Source organism: Streptomyces sp. NPDC046862, from assembly GCF_040704615.1.
Taxonomy (GTDB): domain Bacteria; phylum Actinomycetota; class Actinomycetes; order Streptomycetales; family Streptomycetaceae; genus Streptomyces.
Genome location: NZ_JBEYXP010000027.1, coordinates 103,052 through 121,855 on the forward strand (window position 1 = coordinate 103,052; position 18,804 = coordinate 121,855).

General features: G+C 70.8%; 15 protein-coding genes, 2 pseudogenes and 1 riboswitch. Of the genes and pseudogenes, 2 read left to right on the plus strand and 15 right to left on the minus strand.

The window, feature by feature from the left end:
• Positions 1 to 148: 148 nt before the first annotated feature.
• The 12 genes and pseudogenes from AB0959_RS28215 to AB0959_RS28270 form a co-directional block, all read right to left on the minus strand.
• Positions 149 to 673 carry a DUF501 domain-containing protein gene (locus tag AB0959_RS28215; protein ID WP_366829393.1) on the minus strand — a complete coding sequence of 175 codons (525 nt, stop codon included), beginning with the start codon at positions 671 to 673 and terminating at the stop codon, positions 149 to 151.
• A 31-nt stretch (positions 674 to 704) separates the two neighbouring features.
• Entirely contained in the window at positions 705 to 1,208 is a 504-nt protein-coding gene (locus AB0959_RS28220; protein WP_366829394.1) for a septum formation initiator family protein, read from the minus strand.
• Between the two features lie 185 nt (positions 1,209 to 1,393).
• The gene (eno, locus tag AB0959_RS28225) at positions 1,394 to 2,674 is read right to left on the minus strand and encodes a phosphopyruvate hydratase (RefSeq protein ID WP_366829395.1); all 1,281 of its coding nucleotides are present in this window, start codon (positions 2,672 to 2,674) and stop codon (positions 1,394 to 1,396) included.
• A gap of 315 nt (positions 2,675 to 2,989) precedes the next feature.
• Entirely contained in the window at positions 2,990 to 3,697 is a 708-nt protein-coding gene (locus AB0959_RS28230; RefSeq protein WP_366829396.1) for a transglycosylase family protein, read from the minus strand.
• Between the two features lie 4 nt (positions 3,698 to 3,701).
• A riboswitch (cyclic di-AMP (ydaO/yuaA leader) is annotated at positions 3,702 to 3,898 on the minus strand.
• 182 nt (positions 3,899 to 4,080) lie between these two features.
• Positions 4,081 to 5,061: pseudogene (locus AB0959_RS28235) on the minus strand (transglycosylase family protein).
• Positions 5,062 to 5,272: 211 nt separating this feature from the next.
• Entirely contained in the window at positions 5,273 to 6,565 is a 1,293-nt protein-coding gene (locus AB0959_RS28240; protein ID WP_366829397.1) for a cytochrome P450, read from the minus strand.
• 55 nt (positions 6,566 to 6,620) lie between these two features.
• Complete coding sequence (locus tag AB0959_RS28245; protein ID WP_366829398.1) at positions 6,621 to 7,610, minus strand: nucleoside triphosphate pyrophosphohydrolase; 990 nt, start codon at positions 7,608 to 7,610, stop codon at positions 6,621 to 6,623.
• 138 nt (positions 7,611 to 7,748) lie between these two features.
• Positions 7,749 to 8,408, minus strand: coding sequence for a SurA N-terminal domain-containing protein (locus AB0959_RS28250; RefSeq protein ID WP_366829399.1), 660 nt, complete (start codon positions 8,406 to 8,408; stop codon positions 7,749 to 7,751).
• A 207-nt stretch (positions 8,409 to 8,615) separates the two neighbouring features.
• Positions 8,616 to 9,446: a glycoside hydrolase domain-containing protein gene (locus AB0959_RS28255; RefSeq protein ID WP_366829400.1), complete on the minus strand. Its 831-nt coding sequence runs from the start codon at positions 9,444 to 9,446 to the stop codon at positions 8,616 to 8,618.
• 189 nt (positions 9,447 to 9,635) lie between these two features.
• Positions 9,636 to 11,117, minus strand: a complete 1,482-nt coding sequence (locus tag AB0959_RS28260; RefSeq protein WP_366829442.1) for a protein kinase — start codon at positions 11,115 to 11,117, stop codon at positions 9,636 to 9,638.
• A 38-nt stretch (positions 11,118 to 11,155) separates the two neighbouring features.
• Entirely contained in the window at positions 11,156 to 11,764 is a 609-nt protein-coding gene (locus AB0959_RS28265) for a hypothetical protein (RefSeq protein ID WP_366829401.1), read from the minus strand.
• 182 nt (positions 11,765 to 11,946) lie between these two features.
• Positions 11,947 to 14,028, minus strand: coding sequence for an N-6 DNA methylase (locus AB0959_RS28270; protein ID WP_366829402.1), 2,082 nt, complete (start codon positions 14,026 to 14,028; stop codon positions 11,947 to 11,949).
• A gap of 234 nt (positions 14,029 to 14,262) precedes the next feature.
• On the opposite strand from AB0959_RS28270, the gene AB0959_RS28275 reads away from it, so the two are divergent.
• Positions 14,263 to 15,021, plus strand: a complete 759-nt coding sequence (locus AB0959_RS28275) for a hypothetical protein (protein ID WP_366829403.1) — start codon at positions 14,263 to 14,265, stop codon at positions 15,019 to 15,021.
• A gap of 31 nt (positions 15,022 to 15,052) precedes the next feature.
• On the opposite strand, the pseudogene AB0959_RS28280 reads toward AB0959_RS28275, so the two are convergent.
• Positions 15,053 to 15,496 (minus strand): annotated as a pseudogene (locus tag AB0959_RS28280) (N-acetyltransferase); the annotation flags it as partial.
• Between the two features lie 195 nt (positions 15,497 to 15,691).
• On the opposite strand from AB0959_RS28280, the gene AB0959_RS28285 reads away from it, so the two are divergent.
• On the plus strand, positions 15,692 to 17,320 hold the full coding sequence (locus AB0959_RS28285; protein WP_366829404.1) for an IS200/IS605 family accessory protein TnpB-related protein: 1,629 nt from the start codon (positions 15,692 to 15,694) through the stop codon (positions 17,318 to 17,320).
• Here AB0959_RS28285 and AB0959_RS28290 read toward each other — a convergent pair.
• Positions 17,310 to 17,627: a hypothetical protein gene (locus AB0959_RS28290; protein ID WP_366829405.1), complete on the minus strand. Its 318-nt coding sequence runs from the start codon at positions 17,625 to 17,627 to the stop codon at positions 17,310 to 17,312. The two genes, AB0959_RS28285 and AB0959_RS28290, sit on opposite strands and share 11 nt — an antisense overlap.
• Before the next feature lie 191 nt (positions 17,628 to 17,818).
• Positions 17,819 to 18,544: an HNH endonuclease family protein gene (locus AB0959_RS28295; protein WP_366829406.1), complete on the minus strand. Its 726-nt coding sequence runs from the start codon at positions 18,542 to 18,544 to the stop codon at positions 17,819 to 17,821.
• Positions 18,545 to 18,804 lie beyond the last annotated feature (260 nt).

Genomic DNA, 18,804 nt, shown 5'->3' on the forward strand with positions numbered 1-18,804 from the left:
TTGAGGGGCGGGGGTCCGGGGGCTGGCCCCCGAACGGGGTCCGGGGCGGAGCCCCGCAAAAGGCGAGTGCCAGGGGGCGCAGCCCCCTTGGCCGGGGTCGAAGGGGCAGCGCCCCCGGGGATGGGACGGGTAGGGGCGGCGGGGGCGATCATCCCTCGGTGGCGGGAACCACGCACGGACCCTTGCTCCACCACTCCGGCAGCATGGCGATCGCCTCGTCGCCGAGCGGGTTCACCCCGGGCCCCGCGGCCAGCGAGTGGGCGACCAGCACGTGCAGGCACTTCACCCGGTCCGGCATCCCCCCGGCGCTCGGGAACCCCTTCAGCTCCTCGATCTCGTCACGGCGCCGAAGGTAGTCCTCGTGCGCGGAGCGGTACGCGGCGGCCAGCTCGGGATCGGTCCCCAGACGGTCGGTCATCTCCTTCATCACCCCGTTCGCCTCCAGCGTGCCGATCGCCGAGGCGGCCCGCGGACACGTCAGGTAGTAGGTCGTCGGGAACGGCGTACCGTCCGGCAGCCGGGGCGCCGTCTCGACCACGTCGGGCTGCCCGCACGGGCAACGGTGCGCGATCGCGCGCAACCCGCGCGGCGGCCGGCCGAGCTGCTGCTTGAAGGCCTCGACGTCCGCGTCGGTCGGCTCGGAGCGCTCAGTGGGAGGCGGGGGTGTTTCCATACCTGCTGCTTACGTCTCTCTCGTCAAAGTCTCACTGGTGGGAGGCGTCGGCCTTGTCGACGCCGTCCCAGACATTGGTGTACCAGGGGCGGTCGGCCGCCCCCTGCGTCGTGCGCGACTGCTTCGCCGCGTCCGGGTCGATCACGGTGTAGCCGGTCTCGCCGGGCATCACATAGTGCAGCCGCTCCCGGATCCGCTGCTCGGCGTAGGCGTCGTCCTGCCAGCGCGCCTTGAGGTCGCGCAGCTGCTCGACCCGCTCGCGGGCCTCCTCCCGCCGCTGCTCCAGCTCGGCGATCTCGGCGCGCTGGGAGACGTACTGCCTTATCGGGTACGCCAGCGCCACGATCAGCGTGCAGAGTACGAGCGCGAGCAGGGCGGCCCGCCCGGTCAGCCGGGAGCGGTGGGCCTGGCGCTTGGTCTGGGAGCGGTAGACGCGGGCCGCCGTCTGTTCGCCGAGCAGTCGCAGCCGGGTCGAGGTGGAGAAACGGTCCCGGTTGTCCCGGTTGTTCCGGCTGCCACGGTTCTTGACGGCCATGCTGGCTCTCCGCCTCCGCTTGCCTGCGTGCTTCCCGAAGTGCTTCCCGAAGTGCTTCCCGAAGTGCTTCCCGAAGTGCTTCCCGGAAGGCTCCTATGCGCGTACGTCCCCGCACACGGTACGGGACCGCGACGGGGACGTACGTACGACTGGCTAGGCCTTGACCCTGTACAACCCAGTACGGATCAGCCCTTGAAGCGAGGGAAGGCCGAGCGGCCCGCGTACACCGCCGCGTCGTCGAGGATCTCCTCGATGCGCAGCAGCTGGTTGTACTTGGCGACGCGCTCGGAGCGGGCCGGGGCGCCGGTCTTGATCTGGCCGCAGTTGGTGGCGACGGCGAGGTCGGCGATGGTGACGTCCTCGGTCTCACCGGAGCGGTGGGACATCATGCACTTGAAGCCGCTGCGCTGGGCCAGCTCGACGGCGTCCAGGGTCTCGGTGAGCGAGCCGATCTGGTTCACCTTCACCAGCAGGGCGTTGGCCGCGCCCTCGTCGATACCGCGGGCCAGGCGCTCGGGGTTGGTGACGAACAGGTCGTCGCCGACGAGCTGGACCTTGTCACCGAGCTTGTCGGTGATGGTCTTCCAGCCGTCCCAGTCGTCCTCGAACAGCGGGTCCTCGATGGAGACCAGCGGGTAGGCGTCGACCAGCTCCGCGTAGTAGTCCGTCATCTCGGTGGCGGAGCGCGTCTTGCCCTCGAAGGTGTAGGAGCCGTCCTTGTAGAACTCGGAGGCGGCGACGTCGAGCGCGAGGGCGATCTGCTCGCCGGGGGTGTAGCCGGCCTCCTTGATCGCCTCGAGGATGAGGTCGAGGGCCTCGCGGTTGGAGCCGAGGTTCGGGGCGAAGCCGCCCTCGTCGCCGAGGCCGGTGGCCAGGCCCTTGCTCTTCAGGACCTTCTTCAGGGTGTGGTACACCTCGGCGCCCCAGCGCAGGGCCTCGGAGAAGGTCTCCGCGCCGATCGGGGCGATCATGAACTCCTGGATGTCCACGTTGGAGTCGGCGTGCGAGCCGCCGTTCAGGATGTTCATCATCGGCACCGGCAGCAGGTGCGCGTTCGGGCCGCCCAGGTAGCGGAAGAGGGGGAGGTCGGACGCCTCGGAGGCGGCGTGGGCGACGGCGAGGGAGACGCCGAGGATGGCGTTGGCGCCGAGGGAGCCCTTGTTGTCGGTGGCGTCCAGGTCGAACATCGCCTGGTCGATCAGGCGCTGCTCGGTGGCGTCGTAGCCGACGAGCTCCGGGCCGATCTGCTCGATGACGGCGAGGACGGCCTTCTCGACACCCTTGCCGAGGTAGCGGTTCGAGTCGCCGTCGCGGAGCTCGATGGCCTCGAAGGCGCCCGTGGAGGCGCCGGACGGGACGGCGGCACGACCGGTGCTGCCGTCGTCGAGGCCGACCTCGACCTCGACCGTGGGGTTGCCTCGGGAGTCCAGGATTTCCCGGGCTACGACGACGTCGATGGACGGCACGAGCATCTCCTTCTGGGATGTGACGCGGTTACGCGGGCCGTGGCCCTGCGGGATGAGCCTAACCGTCTCCAGGGGATCGGCCAGTCTCCCGCCCACCCCGTGGACCAAACCGAGAGTAAATTGTTCCTGAACTGAACAAAAAGCCCCTGCCAAGGAGCGCCGCGAGAGGCACAAAAAAGCCCCGCCCCGGTGCGTACGGGGGAACACGCACCGGGGCGGGGAGCCCGTGGGGACGGGGGGCGGCCCTCACGAGACCTCCACTGTGGAGGACACGGATGTGCGGGCCCTGTGGTTCAGCCGGGAACCGCCCTGATGTCAGCTCAGGTGCAGCTGCTGGCCGGGGAAGATGAAGTCGGCGTCGTCGATGATGTCCTTGTTCAGCTGGAAGAGCTTGTGCCAGCCGCCCTTGACCTTCTTCTTCTCGGCGATGCTGCTGAGGGTGTCACCCTTGACGACCTTGTACTCGCCGTCGCCCTTCTTGACCTTCTTGCCGGTCGGGGTCTTGACGGTGGCCCGCTCCTGGGAACGCGAGGCGCGCTGCTCCTGGGCACCGGAGCTCTGGGTGCTCTGCTCGGAGGAGCCGGAGTTCGCGGAGGAGCCGGACGAGCCCGAGTTCGAGGAGGACGAGGAGGCCGCCCCACCGTCGTACGCGGCGCCGGACAGACCCGTGCCGCAGTTCGGCCAGGCGCCCTTGCCCTGGGCCGCGAGGACCTTCTCGGCGACGGCGATCTGCTGGGCCTTGCTGGCCTGGTCGGCGGTGGAGGCGTACTGCGTGCCGCCGTACGCGGCCCAGGTGGAGGCGGAGAACTGCAGACCGCCGTAGTAGCCGTTGCCCGTGTTGATCGACCAGTTGCCGCCGGACTCGCACTGGGCGACCGCGTCCCACTCGGAGGAGGTGGCTGCGGAGGCGGTGCCGGTCGCGAGCAGCGGGGCGGCGATGGCGGCACCGGTGACGCCGGCCATCGCGACGATGCGGGTGGCCTTGGACGGACGACGGTGCTTGCCCTTGCAGGAAGACAACATGAAGTGATCCCCTCACCGACGCCTGCGAGGTGAGCTGTCGGGTTCGGGCCGGTTGAGTTGCCCGGCCGCACGGTCGGCCGCGGACGACGTCCGCTGCCGCTTCCGCACGGCTTCACCCCAAGCCGTTCCCGGTCGTCTCCCAACTCCCGGGCCCGGCGCCTACCTTGGGTCCCCCGCTCCTGCCTACGGCGCTTGACGCGACGACTGTTCCCGTACGGCCGTTGGCAGGATTCGGCGTACCGACCGCAGGGGCCCGCTGTGGCGAGCGATCACGACCGTAAACACGCGATCCGGTGATTTACAAAGACGATCAGGGCTTCTGTGACTCATCTCCCACTGAGATCAAAACGGGCATTCACGGCGAAAGATGGCGCTAACTCTCGCTACTTTTCGCCCGATTCATCACCGAAGCTCAGCCTCTGACCGGGGCATATAAGGCCGGGGTCAGCACCGGCCGCATCCCTGCTCCCGGCGCACAGCTCGCCTCATCCCCCCAGCAGGCCAGGGGAGTCGGCGACGGCCAGGAGGTCACCCTCGGCCCGGGCGAGGTACGGGGCGTACGGGTCCTCCGGCAGATCGGCGTCCCTGACCGAGTCGCCGCCCTGCGAGGCGTGCCGCCCGGTGGAGCCGGCGTCCGCGCCCGTACGGCCGTCAGTGGCACCCTCATCGGCGGTCGCGCCACGGTGACGCCCGGTTCCCGAGGTCTCGTCCTCGGATCCGGACCCAGAGCCGGAACCGGATTCACCCTTCGCCGAAGATCCGCCCTCTTGCCCGGATTTGGCCGATTCATCACCCTTCGCCGCATCCGTGCGCGGGCTGCCGGAGTCCCGGGAGGTGCTCTCGCTGGAGCCATTCAGTCCGCTGTCGGCCTTGGCCGACCCTTCGGAGGTGCCGGAGGACGAAGAACCGGACGAACCGGATGAATCAGATGAACCGGACGAGCCGGTCAACTTGCCCAGCACGCCGGTGTCCACGTCGGCGGAACCGGAGTCCTTGTTGAGTCCGGAGAGGAGCCCGCAGGTGGGCCAGGCGCCCACACCCTCGTCGTCGAGGACCTTCTCGGCGACGGCGATCTGCTGGGAACGGCTGGCCTGGTCGGCGCTGGGCGCGTAGTCGAGGCCGCCGTACTTCTCCCAGTCGTCCTGGGACAACTGCAGCCCGCCGTAGTACCCGTTGCCGGTGTTGGCGCTCCAGGAGCCGCCGCTCTCGCAGTCCGCGACCTTGTCCCAGGTCGTCCCGCTGGCCGCGCTCGCACCGGTCGCGCCGAGGAGCGGGATGGCGATGGCCGAGCCCGTCACTCCGGCCGCGACGAGGAGGGCCGGAGCCTGACGGGGGCGACGGTGACGACCGTTCCCGGAGAGCATGCGGTTGCCTTTCACGCGACAGCAGGGGCCGGCGCGACGCCTGTGGCGAGTCGCCGCGCTGATGCGTGAACGTATCCGCACTCGAACTGTTGTCACAAGTTAATGCAGCGCAGATCACGTGAAGATCACAGAGTTGAGAAAGTGTCACTTCAGGGAGTGGTTCGGCGTATGAGCGGGAACCCTTGACGGCCCCGCCCTGGCCCCCTGGGCGTCATGCCCGATCTGTCGGCCGAACAGGTGTGAACTCCACGGGAAGCGTGCGCAATCCCCGCATAATGAGCCCGCCGCGCCAGCGCAAATCGGCCGGATCCACCGCGAGTCGGAGGTCGGGGAGGCGGGTGAGGAGGGTCGCGAGCGCGCTCTGCCCCTCCAGGCGGGCGAGGGGCGCGCCGAGGCAGTAGTGGATGCCGTGGCCGTAACCGAGGTGCTGGTTGTCCCGGCGGCCGAGATCGAGGACATCGGGGTCGGCGAACCGCTCGGGGTCCCGGTCGGCCGCGGCGAGCACGACGAGGACGGGGTCGCCCTGGGCGATGTCCTGCCCTCCGATGGTCAGCGGCCGGGTGGCGAAACGCCAGGTGGCGAGTTCGACGGGTCCGTCGTACCGCAGGAGTTCCTCGACACCGGTCTCCAGGAGTCCCCGCTCCTGGGCGGCGAGGGACTTCTGGAGCCGTATGCGCTGCTCGGGGTGGGTGAGGAGCGCGTACGTCCCGTTCCCGATGAGGTTGACGGTCGTCTCGAACCCCGCGAACAGCAGGATGAACGCCATCGCGGCGGCCTCGTTCTCGCTGAGGTGCTCGCCGTGGTCGGAGGCCCGGATGAGACCCGAGATGAGGTCCTCGCCGGGGGCGGGGGTGTCGGGGAGAGCCTCGCGCTTGCGGTGGATGAGGTCGGCGAGGTAGCCCCGCATCTTCTTGACGGACCGCGCGACCCCGCCCCGGGGTCCTCCTCCGTGTCGGATCATCATCCCCGCCCAGTCCCGGAAGTCGTCCTGGTCCTCCCGGGGGACGCCGAGCAGGTCGCAGATGGCGTAGATGGGCAGCGGGAACGCGAACTCGTGGATGAGGTCGGCCTGGCCCCGGCCGGCGAACTGGTCGATGAGGTGGTCGGTGAGCTGCTGGACGCGCGGCGCGAACTCGGCGACGCGCCGGGGGGTGAAGGCCTTGCTGACGAGCCGCCGCAGCCGGGTGTGGTCCGGCGGGTCGATGTTGAGCAGATGCGTCATCAGCTCGGCCTTGCGCTCACCGGGGATGCCGGTCTTGCCCTTGGCGTGGGCCGGCTCGTCGTGGTGGGCCGGGTTCTTGGACAGCCGCGCGTCCGCCAGCGCCTGTTTCGCGTCGGCGTACCGGGTGACCAGCCAGGCCTCCACGCCACTGGGCAGCCGGGTCCGGTGCACGGGGGCGTGCTCCCGGAGCCAGGCGTAGGCGGGGTAGGGATCGGTGGCGAACTCCCAGGTGAAGAGCTCGGGAGCGGTGTCGATCGGGGCGTGGTGGGGCTGGTTGGTCACTCCTTGACGGTATCCGCAGTACGGGACGTCGCCGTCCGGCCGCCTGGAACGGACCCTAGGCCTCCAGTCCCTCGGCGGACCGCACCGCGTCCCGGTAGGCCCGTGCCGCCACGCGCAGGGCCGCCTCCGGGTCGACGCCGGCCGCCTCGGCCTCGACGGCCGTCGCCAGCAGTGCGTACCCGATGCCCTCCCCCGTCGGCAGCGGTACGTCCAGTCCCGCCGTCCGTACCCGCGAGGCGAGCTTGGCGGCGAGGGCCAGGCCCGGCTGGCCCAGGGGTATCCCGTCCGTCACCGACTCGCGCCGCTTCTCCACGGCCTTCGTGCGCAGCCAGTGCGCCTTGACCTCCTCCGGGGTCGTGGCCGTCTCGTCGCCGAAGACGTGGGGGTGGCGGTGGATGAGCTTGCTGACGATGCCGCCCGCGACGTCGTCGATGGAGAAGGGGGCGTCCCCGTCCTCCGGGCGGCCCTCCTCGGCGATGCGGGCGTGGAAGACGACCTGGAGGAGGACGTCGCCCAGTTCCTCGCGGAGCTCGTCGCGGTCGCCCTCCTCGATCGCCTCCACCAGCTCGTACGCCTCCTCGATGCCGTACTTCGCGAGGCCCTTGTGGGTCTGCTGGGACGACCAGGGGCACTCGGTGCGGATGCGGTCCATGACCTGGACGAGGTCCAGGAGGCGGGCTCCCGGGAGGTCGTAGGAAGCGGGGAGCAGCTCCAGCTCGGGCATCGCCACGCGGCCCGAGCCGGCGAGCCGGGCCAGACCGTCGGTGAGGCGCGGCTCGCCCTCGCCGGTCGCCACGACGACCAGCGTGCGGCCGCCGGCGCAGGCGTCGACCAGCTCCTCGGCGCTCGGGGTCGCCTCCTCCACCGCTATCCCCGTCTCACGGAGGTAGGGCAGCTGGGGGTGCGCACCGTCCGCGCACAGGACGCGGTCCGCTCCGTGCAGCACCTGCCAGGCCGGCCAGGAGAGCAGGCCGGGTGCTACGCGGTGGCTGGTGGTGAGCAGGACGATGCGGCCGGTGGCGCCGTCTGGGCTGGTTGCGTTCACAGACCGAACGTAACCCACGCCACCGTCGGCACCGGAAGTTATCCACAGGCTGTGCGGGCGGGCGGGCGAGCGGCCGGGTGCGGGTCCCGCCCGGTGAACCGTTTGGCCACCGTCCGGGCAGCGGACCCGCTTCCGCGGCTACGCCGACTGCGGCTGGGCCGCCGCCGTGATCTCCCGTACCCAGGGCGTCTTCGCGTCCACGCGGCTGCTCTTCTGCACGTCCCAGGCGCCGTAGCGCGGGTTGAGGTCGACGCCGAGTTTCTTCGAGGCGTCGGAGAGGGCCTTCCAGAAGGTGGCCTTGCCCGCGTCGGTGTTCATGTCGGCGCCGAGCGCGGCGGCCAGCTTCTGGGCCTGGATCTCGGTGCTGAGGCTGTCCTCGAGGCGCTTGGGGGCCACGCCGTACTGCTGCAGCCAGGCCGTCTCCAGGGCCTTCGCCCCGCCCGCCTGCTGCTCCAGGGAGGCGCGGAAGTCCTGGACGTCCTTGCGGCTGACGCCGACGCCGGCGTCCTCGGCCGCGCGCTTCAGGACCTCGTCCAGGACCATGGTGTGCAGGGTGTCGCGGGTGAGACCGCCGGTGCGGGCGATGGTCTGCTCGTACTGGGTCTCGTCCGTGATGGCGGCCCGCTGTGCGGCGCGCACCTCGTTCACCCGGCTCTCCAGTTGCGCGACGGTGATCCGCTGGCCGCCGACGACGGCCGCCGCGCCGGGATGCGCGTCGTTCCCGCAGGCGGTGAGGAGGGGCGCCGCGGCGACGATCACGGCGGAGAGGACGAGCGCGGTACGACGGCGGCGGTGCAAGTGGGCCTCCCGAGGAGATTGTGCGACGGTGCACAAAGTCTTGCGGTGATCGATGGTAGGCAGTGACTGTGCTCCAGACCAGCCTTCCCCCGGCACTTCGTGCGGGAGATGCCCCAGGACCAACGATTCACCGCGCCTTCGGGCACCGCCGCGTGTCGCTCCGCCGCTCCGCCGTTGGGTCGCTCCGTCGCTGCGTCGCTCCCGCTGTCAGCCCGTGACCGCCACCGGTGCGTCCCAGGCGTCCCGGTCCACCGTGATGGTGTAGCCGCCGCGCGACTCCTTGCTGTTGACCATGTACTGGTGCGCGCGGTGGTGCCCGGTGTACAGCGTCGAGGCGAACGGCCAGTCGGTGGTCGTGGTGTTGACCTTGTCCCACTTGGCGTACCAGAGGTTGCCCGGCAGGTTGGTGCGGTCGGTCGCGGTGGCGACCGCCTTGGCGCTGGAGCTGCTGAAGCCGTAGAACCCGGTGCGGTACAGCTTGGCGTGGACGGCCTTCTGCCAGGCGCGGATGTACGTGAGCACCGCGTCGTTGCAGGCCGTGTTCGTGATGTCGTACGACTCCATGTCGAGGTAGAGCGCGCTGCCGGGCTTCATGCCGAGCGCGGAGGCCTTGGTCACGGCGTCGGTCCCGTCCGCGGAGCCCTGGGAGGCGGCGGTGGAGGCGCTGATCACCTCGGGGCTGGAGCCGCTCTGGCAGGGCGGCTGGGCGCCGACGTAGAGCGGGACGAGCTTCCAGCCGACGGAGCTGACCGACTTCACCCAGGAGGCGGTGAGGTTGGGCTGGGAGCAGCCGCGGTTCTTGCCGCCGACGTAGACGGCCGCCGCGCCGTAGAAACCGGTGTGCCAGGCCTTCATCGCGGACAGGGAGGGTGCCGCGCAGGTGTCGAAGGCACGGCCCGTGTAGACCTTGGCGGCCGGCCAGCTCGTGGTCGTGGCGAGGGAGTTCTGCGCGGCGACACCGGCGCCGGCGAGCACGGCGGCCCCGGCCGCGGCCCATGCCGTGTATCTGCGCTTCTTCGACTGCCGATGGCTGGACAAGACCCCACCCCTGGTACGTCTGACGGCCTGTGGCCTGATGGCCTGTGGCTTGATGGCTTGATGGCTTGATGTGGAACGTTCACAAACGCATCGCAACGTAACCGGCGACCCTCCGGTTTCGGGAAACCCCGCACCTTGATCGCCACAAGCTTCGGCCAAGAGGACGCAAAAAAACTCAGCCGCGAACGCTCAGCCGCGCACCTGGCCCAGCCACTGGAGTGTCCGTCGTACCTCCGTGGCCAGGGGGTGGCCGGGGCCCCTGAGCCGTTCCACGTCGTGCAGCAGGCGGGCCAGGGTGTCGTGGGCGGCGGCGCGGTCGCCGAGGGCGAGGAGAAGGTGGCCGATACGGCGCCGGACGTCCAGGGAGAGCTCGGGGTCCCCGGCGACGTACTGGTTCTCGTAGTACGGCAGCAGGGAGCGGTACTCGGCGAGCGAGGCGGCCGCCTCGCCGAGCTGCTCCAGGCACTGGGCGGCGTCGTAGCGGAAGCGCAGGGACTGGGGGTCGGCCTGACCCGCCTCCTTGGCCCGCTCGTCGGCGAGACGGCGCAGCTCGGGCAGGGCGCGGCGGTACTGGCCGTCGTCCATGAGCGTCGCCGCGTACTGCTTGCGCAGGGTGCGCACGACGGGTGAGTGCTCGCCGTGCTGGGCGGCGGCCGCCGGGAGGATCTGGCCGAGGATGTCGACGGCCTGGGTGATGCGGCCCTCGCCGAGCAGCCGCTTGACCTCGTCGACGGCGCCCGCGACATCGGGCTTCTCGACGGCGGGCGCGGCCTGGGGCTGTGGTGCGGGGATGACGGCGCGGTCCGGCCAGGGCGCGTGCGGGCGCAGGAACGGGCGCGTGGGGTCGAGAGGAGCGCCGGTGGGCATCCCGCGCGCGGGGAGCAGCGGGAGGAGCTGCTCGTACGTCTCCTGCGCGGACTCGGGCCGGTGCTGCGGGTCCTTGGCCAGCAGGCGCAGCACGAGCGCCTCCAGGGGCTCGGGCACCTCGGGGCGCATACGGCGGACGGGGACCGGGGGCTCGTAGAGGTGGCGGTGGAGGACGCCGAGGGCGGTGGAGCCCGCGAACGGGACGTTCCCACTGAGCAGTTCGTGCATGAGCACGCCCAGCGCGTACAGGTCCGTGTAGGGGCCGACGGCGCCGCCCATCGCCTGCTCGGGGGCCATGTAGGCGGGGCTGCCGATGGGGGACCCGGTGTGCGTCAGGCGGGTCGTGTCCGTGTCCATCACCGAGGCGACGCCCAGGTCGAGCACGGTGACCGTGCCGTCCTGCTTGACCATCACGTTCCGCGGCTTCAGGTCGCGGTGGACGATCGGGACGGCGTGCACGGCGGACAGCACGGCGCACAGCTGGGCGGCGACCGACACGGTCCACTGCCAGGGGTACGGGTCGTGCTCGGCGAGGTGGTCGGAGAGGTCGGCTCCGTCGATGTACTGCATGACGAGGAACAGCTCCTCGCCCTCACTGCCCGCGTCGTGGACCGTGACCAGGCCGGGGTGGTCGACCTGTGCGGTGACCCGGCACTCGCGCAGGAAGCGGCGGCGCAGCTCGTCGGCCTCCTGGCCCGCGACCTTGTCCGGGCGCAGCAGCTTCACGGCCACGCGCCGGTCGAGGCGCTGGTCGTAGGCCGTCCAGACCTGGCCCATGCCGCCCTGGCCGATGAGCGTGGACAGTTCGTAGCGGCCCGCGACGACGCGTCCTGTGCCGCCGCTCACCTGCCGCCCTCGTGCTTGCGCAGGTAGTCACTGAGCTCGTCGAGCTCGGCGCGCACCTGGTCGATGCGCGCGGGCGCCGGACGCTGGGGCTGCGCCGGCTGCTGCGGCGGCTGCGGTTGCGGGGGTACGGGCGGCTGCGGCTGGGCGGGCGGCTGCTGGTGCTGGACCGGCGCGGCGGGCGGGAAGGGCTGGGGGCCCGGGTAGCCGTATCCCGACTGCGGCTGGGCGTAGGCGCCCCTGGTCTGCGTGTACTGCATCGCGCTGGACGCGCTGAAGTGGCGTATGTCCGCGTACAGGTAGTACGCGACGATGATCACCATGCCGCTGAGCATCAGCCACATCCCGGTGTTGCCGGTCGAGGTGAACTCGTCCTTGCCCGGGTCGAGGACGATCAGCGTGGTGACGATGGAGATGTGCACCATCGCGAGGACGAGCAGGGCCCAGTCGAGCGTCTTCCGGGTCACGAGGGCGACCCTCAGCATGCTCGGCCACGCGAGGAAGCCGCAGCTCAGGACGGCCAGCGCCACGAAGACCACGCGCAGCGTGACCAGTGTGCCCGATGAGGGGCTCTGAGGCGGTGGCGGCGCGTAGCCGGGGCCGTGCATGGCTGCTCCTGGTGGCCTGGTGAAGGCGGACGTGCGATGTCTTGGTTGAGCGTATAGGTCGACAAGGACAAGCCGTCCAGGGTTGTGGACAACCGTTGCCACACCGTTCCACACCACCGTTTTGCGCCACCGATCGCCAAGGACCGCAGCGGGAGCGCGGAAGGACACCGTCCGCCAGAGTCCTAGTCCGGTGCGACCGTTCCGTCGGTCAGGCCGTCGTACATGCCGCGTACGAGCCGTTCGCCGAGGCGGCCCGCGAGGCGGAGGGTGTCCTCGAACTCGGCGAGGGCGCGGAAGCGTTCGCCGTAGCGGCGCTGCTGGTCGAGCGGGAGGCGGGGCAGTTGGAGGCGGCGCACGTCGAGCCGGGTGGCGGTGGAGGCGTAGCTGCTGGCCCGGCGGTTGTTGGCGGTGCCGCGCAGGAAGCCGGCGAGGAACCACGCGTCGAGGGCGCCCGGGTCGGGGCGCAACAGGGTGAGGTTGCGCCCGAGGGCGGCGCCGGCGGTCGCCTCGTCGACCACGCGCGCGACGGAGCCACCGCCCAGTACGGGCACGACGACGTCTCCGGTCTCGACGAGGACGGGCTGCTCCCCGGTCTCGGGCAGTGTCCCTGAGGGTGCCGTGCCGGACAGGACGTCGTGGTCGGTGAGCACGCGCGCGTGAGCCCCCTGTCCGCCGGTCCGCAGCAACAGGGCTCCCGCGCGCGCGAGTTCGCCGACCGTGGTCACGGGCCAGCGCGCGGGCTGTGCCTCGTCGACGGACGGGGGTGTCAGATCGGCGGTCAGCCGCAGGGTCCGGCTGAGGCGTTCGCGTACCGACGACAGCTCCGCGGCACCGCCGGGCGAGGCGGGGGGCGGCAGATGGCGGGCCGGGGCGAGGTCCACGTCGTCGTCGAGGAGTTCGATGACGGGTACGGACCGGCTCACGCCCGGCTGTTCCGGCACGGTGCCGTCGCGGTCGAAGGCCCGCCAGGTCTCCAGGACTGCGGCGCGCACGTCCTCCCGGTCGAGCGCGCCCCGGCCGCCGGAGTCACGGCTTCCTGAGTCACGGCCGCGTTCGGCCGGGGACGCGGAGGCGGCCCCGTCGACGAGTTGCCCGGTGTCGACGAGCAGGACCTCGGGCTGCGCGGGCGCCTTGTCGGGTCTGCGCAGCACCCACAGGTGCAGGGGGAGGTTGTGCGGGGGTGCCGCGCCCGCGGGCAGGGCGATGACCGCGCGCAGGGCGCCCCGGCGCAGCAGGTCGGCGCGGATACGGCGCCCTGAGCGGCGGCTGGCCGCGCCCGGCGGCATCAGCAGGACGGCGGTGCCGCCTTCCCGCATGCGGGCCAGCGCGTGCTGAACCCAGGCCAGTTCGGACTCCGTGCGGGCCGGGAAGCCGTACTCCCAGCGCGGGTCGTAGGCGAGTTCGTCATGGCCCCAGTTGCGCTCGTTGAACGGCGGGTGGCACAGGACCGCGTCCGCCCTGAGCGTGCCGTAGGTGTCCGCGCGCAGGCTGTCGGCCGTGGCCGTGCGGACGCTGGACCGGGTGTGCAGGGCGAGCCGGAGTGCGGTGAGAGCGGCGTGCTCGGGGGCGCTGTCCTGGCCGAACAGCTCCTGGTCCGGACGGGGTTCCACGGCAAGCAGCAGGGCTCCGGTGCCGCAGGCGGGGTCGTGCACCGTGGTCGCCTGTCCCGCGAGGTCGGCCATCAGACGGGCGAGGTCGGCCGGGGTCGGCGTGTACTGGCGCGGGTTGGCGTCGAGGTGGCGGGCCAGCAGGAACTCGAACGTCTGCCGGGCACCCGTCTCGGCCGCGAGTTCGGCCGTGCCGCGCAGCAACGGCACCGAGGGCAGCAGCGCGGCGGCCGTCGGAGCCTTGACGGCGGGCCGGCGGACCATGCCGAAGCGGGGGGTGAGGACCTGGTCGAGGGAGTTGGGCAGCAGCTCGGCGAGGCGCTGGTCGGAGCCCGCGCTCACCTCCAGCCAGACGGGGTGGCGGTCGTGGACCAGCAGGAGGGCACAGCCCGCGTGCACCAGGGCGGTGACCGGTCCCGCGGGGTGGCCGGCGAGCTGCTGCCAGACCCGCTCGTTGAGGGGTACCTCGGCGAGCTTGCCCTGTTTGCGGAGCCACGCCTCGATCTCGGCGAGGGCGAACGACGGGCTGGTCTCGGTGCCGCCGACCGGTCTGGGGAAGTCGGTGTGGCGGCGGCGCCAGTTGCTGACGGCGGCGCGACCGACTCCGGCGAGCCGTGCGATCCCCGCCGCGGTCACCTCTGTCCCGTTGTCCTGCACGCGCTCGGCTCCCCTCTGCCTGGTGCCTGGTCTGTGAACGCCATCGACTGGGGTGCCTTGGCCCCGTGTGACGCCGAGCATACCGATGGATGCGTCATCAATTCACTTCACGGCCGTGTACTGACCATAAGACGTGAATTGTGTTGACTGGGTTCACAGCTCATGCTCTTATTGACTCATCGAACAAGCCCCTGCTTCGCGCAGGGCGATCACGCGTCTCTGGGGGGACCAACCATGCGTCGCACCACACTCGCCGCTCTCTGCATCGCCGCCGCGGCAACCGTCACGCTCACCGCCTGTGGCACCGAGAACCCGGGCACCGCGGAGAAGACGGCCGGCAAGTCGAAGGAGCCGTTCGCCGGACTGACGGGCGGCGAGATCGCCGAAAGGGCCATCGACGCCACGAAGAGCGCCTCCTCGCTGCGGATGAAGGGCGAGGTGCCCGACGAGGAGAGCGGCAGCACGATCAAGATGGACATCGCGCTCAACAAGAAGGGCGACTGCGCCGGGACGATGTCCATGGACGGCGGCGGCGCCGACATGGTCAAGACCGGCGACACCGTCTACATGAAGTTCGACGAGGCGTTCCTGCGCGCGCAGTCCGAGGGGTCCTCCAAGGACGAGACCCAGGCGGTCGTGGACATGATGGCCGGAAAGTGGGTCAAGACGGCCGCGACCGGCGCCGACGCCAAGGACATCGCGGGCTTCTGCGACCTCGACTCGGTGCTCGCCGAGTTCGGCGACGAGCGCTCGAACGCCGAGCGCGGCGACACCACCAAGGTCAACAGCACTCCCGCGATCACGATCGAGGAGAAGGACGGCAAGGACCGTTACACGGCGTACGTCGCCACCGAGGGCAAGCCGTACCTGCTGCGGGTCGTCAGCAAGTCGGCGAAGGACCCGGGCGACGTCACCTTCAGCGACTACAACAAGCCGGTGCCGGCCGAGGCCCCCAAGGGCAAGGTGCTGGACCTGGACGCGATGGGTGGCTGACCGTCAGCCGAACGGCGAAGCCTCCGGGCGCTCACAGCGCATGCCGCACCCACACATTGGGCTCGACGTACACGGCGTAACCGCGCTCCGGTTCACAGTGCACCGGCACCAGCGCGCCCGGCACCTCCACGAGTCCCTCGGTGTCGAAGGGCAGCCCGGTCCACGCCCGCCAGTCGTCGAGCGAGGCGGACACGGTCATCGACGCGGGCGCCACGGCCTCGATCGTGGCGCCCGCCCGGACGTGCACGCGCAGCCACGGGTCGTACGGCAGCCCGTCGTCCCGCACGCGGAACGCGTACTCCTCGATCGGCGTACGCGGCTCCAGGTGCTTGGCGCTGGGCCGGACCGGGGCGACGACCTCACGGAAGCCGCGCGCCCGCGCGTTGTCCCGCATCGCGGAGAGCATCCGGCCCGACAGACCCGTGCCCTGCGCGTGCGGTGCGACCACGATGGAGGTCGCGCTGACCGTGTCGGGCGGGGTTGTGAACTGCTGGCGGTTGACTGCGTACAAGCGTGTTCTGGCGCGCATGAGTGAGTGTCCGCGCTGGGGCATGTGCGACCCCATGGGGGAGAACGAAGGTTCCTTGGTCGAATGTGTGACCTTTGTCCGTGGTGGTCGTTGAGCGTGGTGAAAGGTTGTTCGGCCGACGTAGGGGACGGGGTGGGAGGGATGGATGGGCTGCGGGAGGTGGCGGCGCCGTTCGTCGCCCTCGGCCCGTCCGGTGTGGCGGTCCGCGACCGGCTCAAGCACCTGACGGTGCAGGACGAGAAGGTGCTGCGTCTGGTCGGTGACCATCTGGGCACGCTCGCTTCCCGGGACCTGAGAGCGCGGTGTACGGCCGGGCTGGACCACGACAACGACCAGTGGGCGCAGCGCAAGCGGACCCTCACGCAGGAGTCGTCCTCTCGCTGGGCCGGGTCGATCACGAAGGCCACCCACGATCAGTGGGCGCTGGCCCGGCGCGGGCAGCTCGCGCACATCCAGCATCTGGAAGCGGGGGTGCGCACGATCGCGCACCGGCTGTCCCTGCCGGTCGGCCAGAAGGGCTCCAAGCGGGCTCCGGGCGGCTACGCGAGCAGGCAGGAGTGGCATGCGAAGACGCGCCGTCTGCAGGTGCTCGAAGACCGGCTCCAGGCGGCGCGCGCGGACTGGGAGGCCGGGGTCGTGGGTGTGGTGCGGGGCGGGAAGCGGCTGCTGAACACCCGCCACCACCTCGACGCCGCCGGGCTCACCGAGGAGCGGTGGCGCACCAGGTGGCGGGCCGGGCGCCGGTTCCTTGAGGCCGACGGCGAGAGCGGGAAGCGGTTCGGTAACGAGACCATCCGCGTCACCTGCGACGGCGAGGTCTCCCTCAAACTCCCCAAGCCGCTGGTACATCTGGCGAACGCCCCGCACGGCCGGTATGTGCTCGCCGCCCGGGTGGCGTTCGCGCACCGGGGCGAGCAGTGGGCCGACCGCATCCAGGCGAACCGGGCGGTCGCCTACCGCATCCACGAAGACACCACACGCGGCCGCTGGTACCTCACCGCATCCTGGACGATCCCGCCGGTCAAGACCGTGCCCCTGGCCACGGCCCGCACGAACGGTCTGGTGGGCGTCGACACCAACGCCGATCACCTGGCCGCCTGGCGCTTGGATGCCCACGGCAACCCCGTCGGCGCACCTGTCCGCTTCGGCTACGACCTGTCCGGCACCACAAGCCATCGCGACGCCCAAGTCCGGCACGCCCTGATCCGCCTGCTGCACTGGGCCACACGTCACCACCTCGCCATCGCGATCGAAGACCTCGACTTCCAGGCGGAGAAGACCCGCGAGAAACACGGCCGCCGAAGCAAGTTCCGCAAGCTGATCTCCGGCATGCCCGTCGCCAGACTGCGGGCCCGGCTGGTGTCGATGGCGGCCGAACTCGGCATCACCATCGTCGCCGTCGACCCCGCCTACACCAGCCGCTGGGGCGCCCAGCACTGGCACAAACCCCTCACCACCAAGACCAGGAAGACCACCCGCCACGACGCGGCCGCCGTGGCCATCGGAAGGCGCGCCCTGGGACACCCGATCCGGCGACGGACGGCACCGCCCCCTGCTCACCGGAGTGATGAGCAGGGGCATCGGACCGTCCAGGCCCGACCAGGCGTCCCGGGGCGTGAGGAAACCCGCCCCCGCATCCCCGGACCACGGACACGATCCCTGCGCACCGGACGCGGAGCGAAAGCGGGCAACCAGGACGCCCAACACCGTTCGGGGCATCCAGCTGAGCATGAATCCTGGCAACAGGACTCACTACCGCTCAGTCTTTAGGAACGGTGCCGTACCGCAGGTCGGTGAAGGCCCGCACGAGCATCTCGTCCCAGCCCCGCGCGGGGAGTTCACCCGGGGTGCCGTCCTCGCCGGCGAGCGCGAGGGGCACGCTGTGGGCGTGGGCGACCACCTCGCCGTGCCCGTCCTCGGTGAACAGCACGTGCTCCGGCAACTCCCGGGCGATCCGCCCGTAGTGCGCGTTGCCCACCGGGTCCTGGCGGGTGAACTCGGGCCAGGTGTCGGCCATCCCGAGTACCCGCTCCCGCATCTCGGGCCGCTCGACGAGTGACCAGACCTTCAGCTCCATGTGGGTGACGGTAGGTGCCGGGCCGGGTCCGGTCGAGGCGTTTTTTCCCGTGCGCCGTACGAAGTACGCCCGAGCGTTCTCGCCCCCGCCGCCCCTGCCCGTCCCATCACCAGGGGCTCCGCCCCTTCGGCCCCGCCGGGGCTCCGCCCCGGACCCCGCTCCTCAAACGCCGGAGGGGCTGAAAAATGTCCTCAGTCCGCGTGGAACCGCGCCGGAGCCTTCGTCGGGTTGCCGCCGGACGGGAGGGACTGGTCGGGGCAGCCGGACAGGACGCGCTTCATGGCGGCCTTCTCGGCGGTCGTCACCCACAAGCCGTACTTCTTCTTCACGGCGACCTGCGCGGCCACGTATGTGCAGCGGTAGGACTTGTTGGGCGGGAGCCAGGTGGCCGTGTCGCCGTCACCCTTGCTGCGGTTGGTCCCGGCGTCCACCGCGAGGAGGTTGAGCGGGTCGTTGGCCAGGGCTATGCGCTTGCTCGCGTCCCACTGCTGGGCGCCCTTTTGCCAGGCGTCCGAGAGCGGGACGAGATGGTCTATGTCGATCTCGCTGTGGCCGCGCTTGAAGGTGATCTCCTTGCCGCTGTAGGGGTCGGAGTTCAGCACCCCGGAAGCCACCTCACAGTCGGCCTCCTTGAACTTCACGTCCTTCAGGTCGCGTTTGAGGATGTCGTCGCGTGTGTCGCAGTGGTTCGAGTCCGTATCGGCCCAAGCAGTGCCGAAATTGTCCCGTTCGTACCCCGTCTTGGGCGCCCGGCCCTTGACGGTGAGCGAGTCGACGGCGGTGAGCGCGGCACCGCTCCCGCCCGACGGCTCCGCCGGCCCCGAGGGGTTCGAGGCCCCCGCCGTCTCACTCTTGCAGCCGCTGACGGTCACCAGCACCAGCGCGGCAACCGCGACCCCACCCCTCAGACGCACCACGCGACGACTCTCCCTTGCCTGTTCCACTCGCGTGCTCTGCACGCAGGTTCTGTATGCCTGTTCTGCAGGGTGCTCCGCATGGCTGCTTCGAATCATGCCCGTTGCCTGCCCTGCCGGTTTCCCCTGCTCACCGTAGCCGCGGCGGAGGTACGGCCCTACCGTCGCCCCGTGGGCAACGGGTGCACGCCGGGCGCATCGCCGGTTGCAAGCCTCCTCCGGAAGGAAGACCTCACCCAAGCATCTTCGGCAAATCCAAGATC

Bases quoted from the DNA above. Each gene is read 5' to 3' on its own strand.
- AB0959_RS28275 (WP_366829403.1), top strand. From the start codon at position 14,263: ATGCGTCGCACCACACTCGCCGCTCTCTGCATCGCCGCCGCGGCAACC.
- AB0959_RS28215 (WP_366829393.1), bottom strand. From the start codon at position 673: ATGGAAACACCCCCGCCTCCCACTGAGCGCTCCGAGCCGACCGACGCG.
- AB0959_RS28265 (WP_366829401.1), bottom strand. From the start codon at position 11,764: ATGCACGGCCCCGGCTACGCGCCGCCACCGCCTCAGAGCCCCTCATCG.
- AB0959_RS28285 (WP_366829404.1), top strand. From the start codon at position 15,692: ATGGATGGGCTGCGGGAGGTGGCGGCGCCGTTCGTCGCCCTCGGCCCG.
- AB0959_RS28290 (WP_366829405.1), bottom strand. From the start codon at position 17,627: ATGGAGCTGAAGGTCTGGTCACTCGTCGAGCGGCCCGAGATGCGGGAG.
- AB0959_RS28230 (WP_366829396.1), bottom strand. From the start codon at position 3,697: ATGTTGTCTTCCTGCAAGGGCAAGCACCGTCGTCCGTCCAAGGCCACC.
- AB0959_RS28220 (WP_366829394.1), bottom strand. From the start codon at position 1,208: ATGGCCGTCAAGAACCGTGGCAGCCGGAACAACCGGGACAACCGGGAC.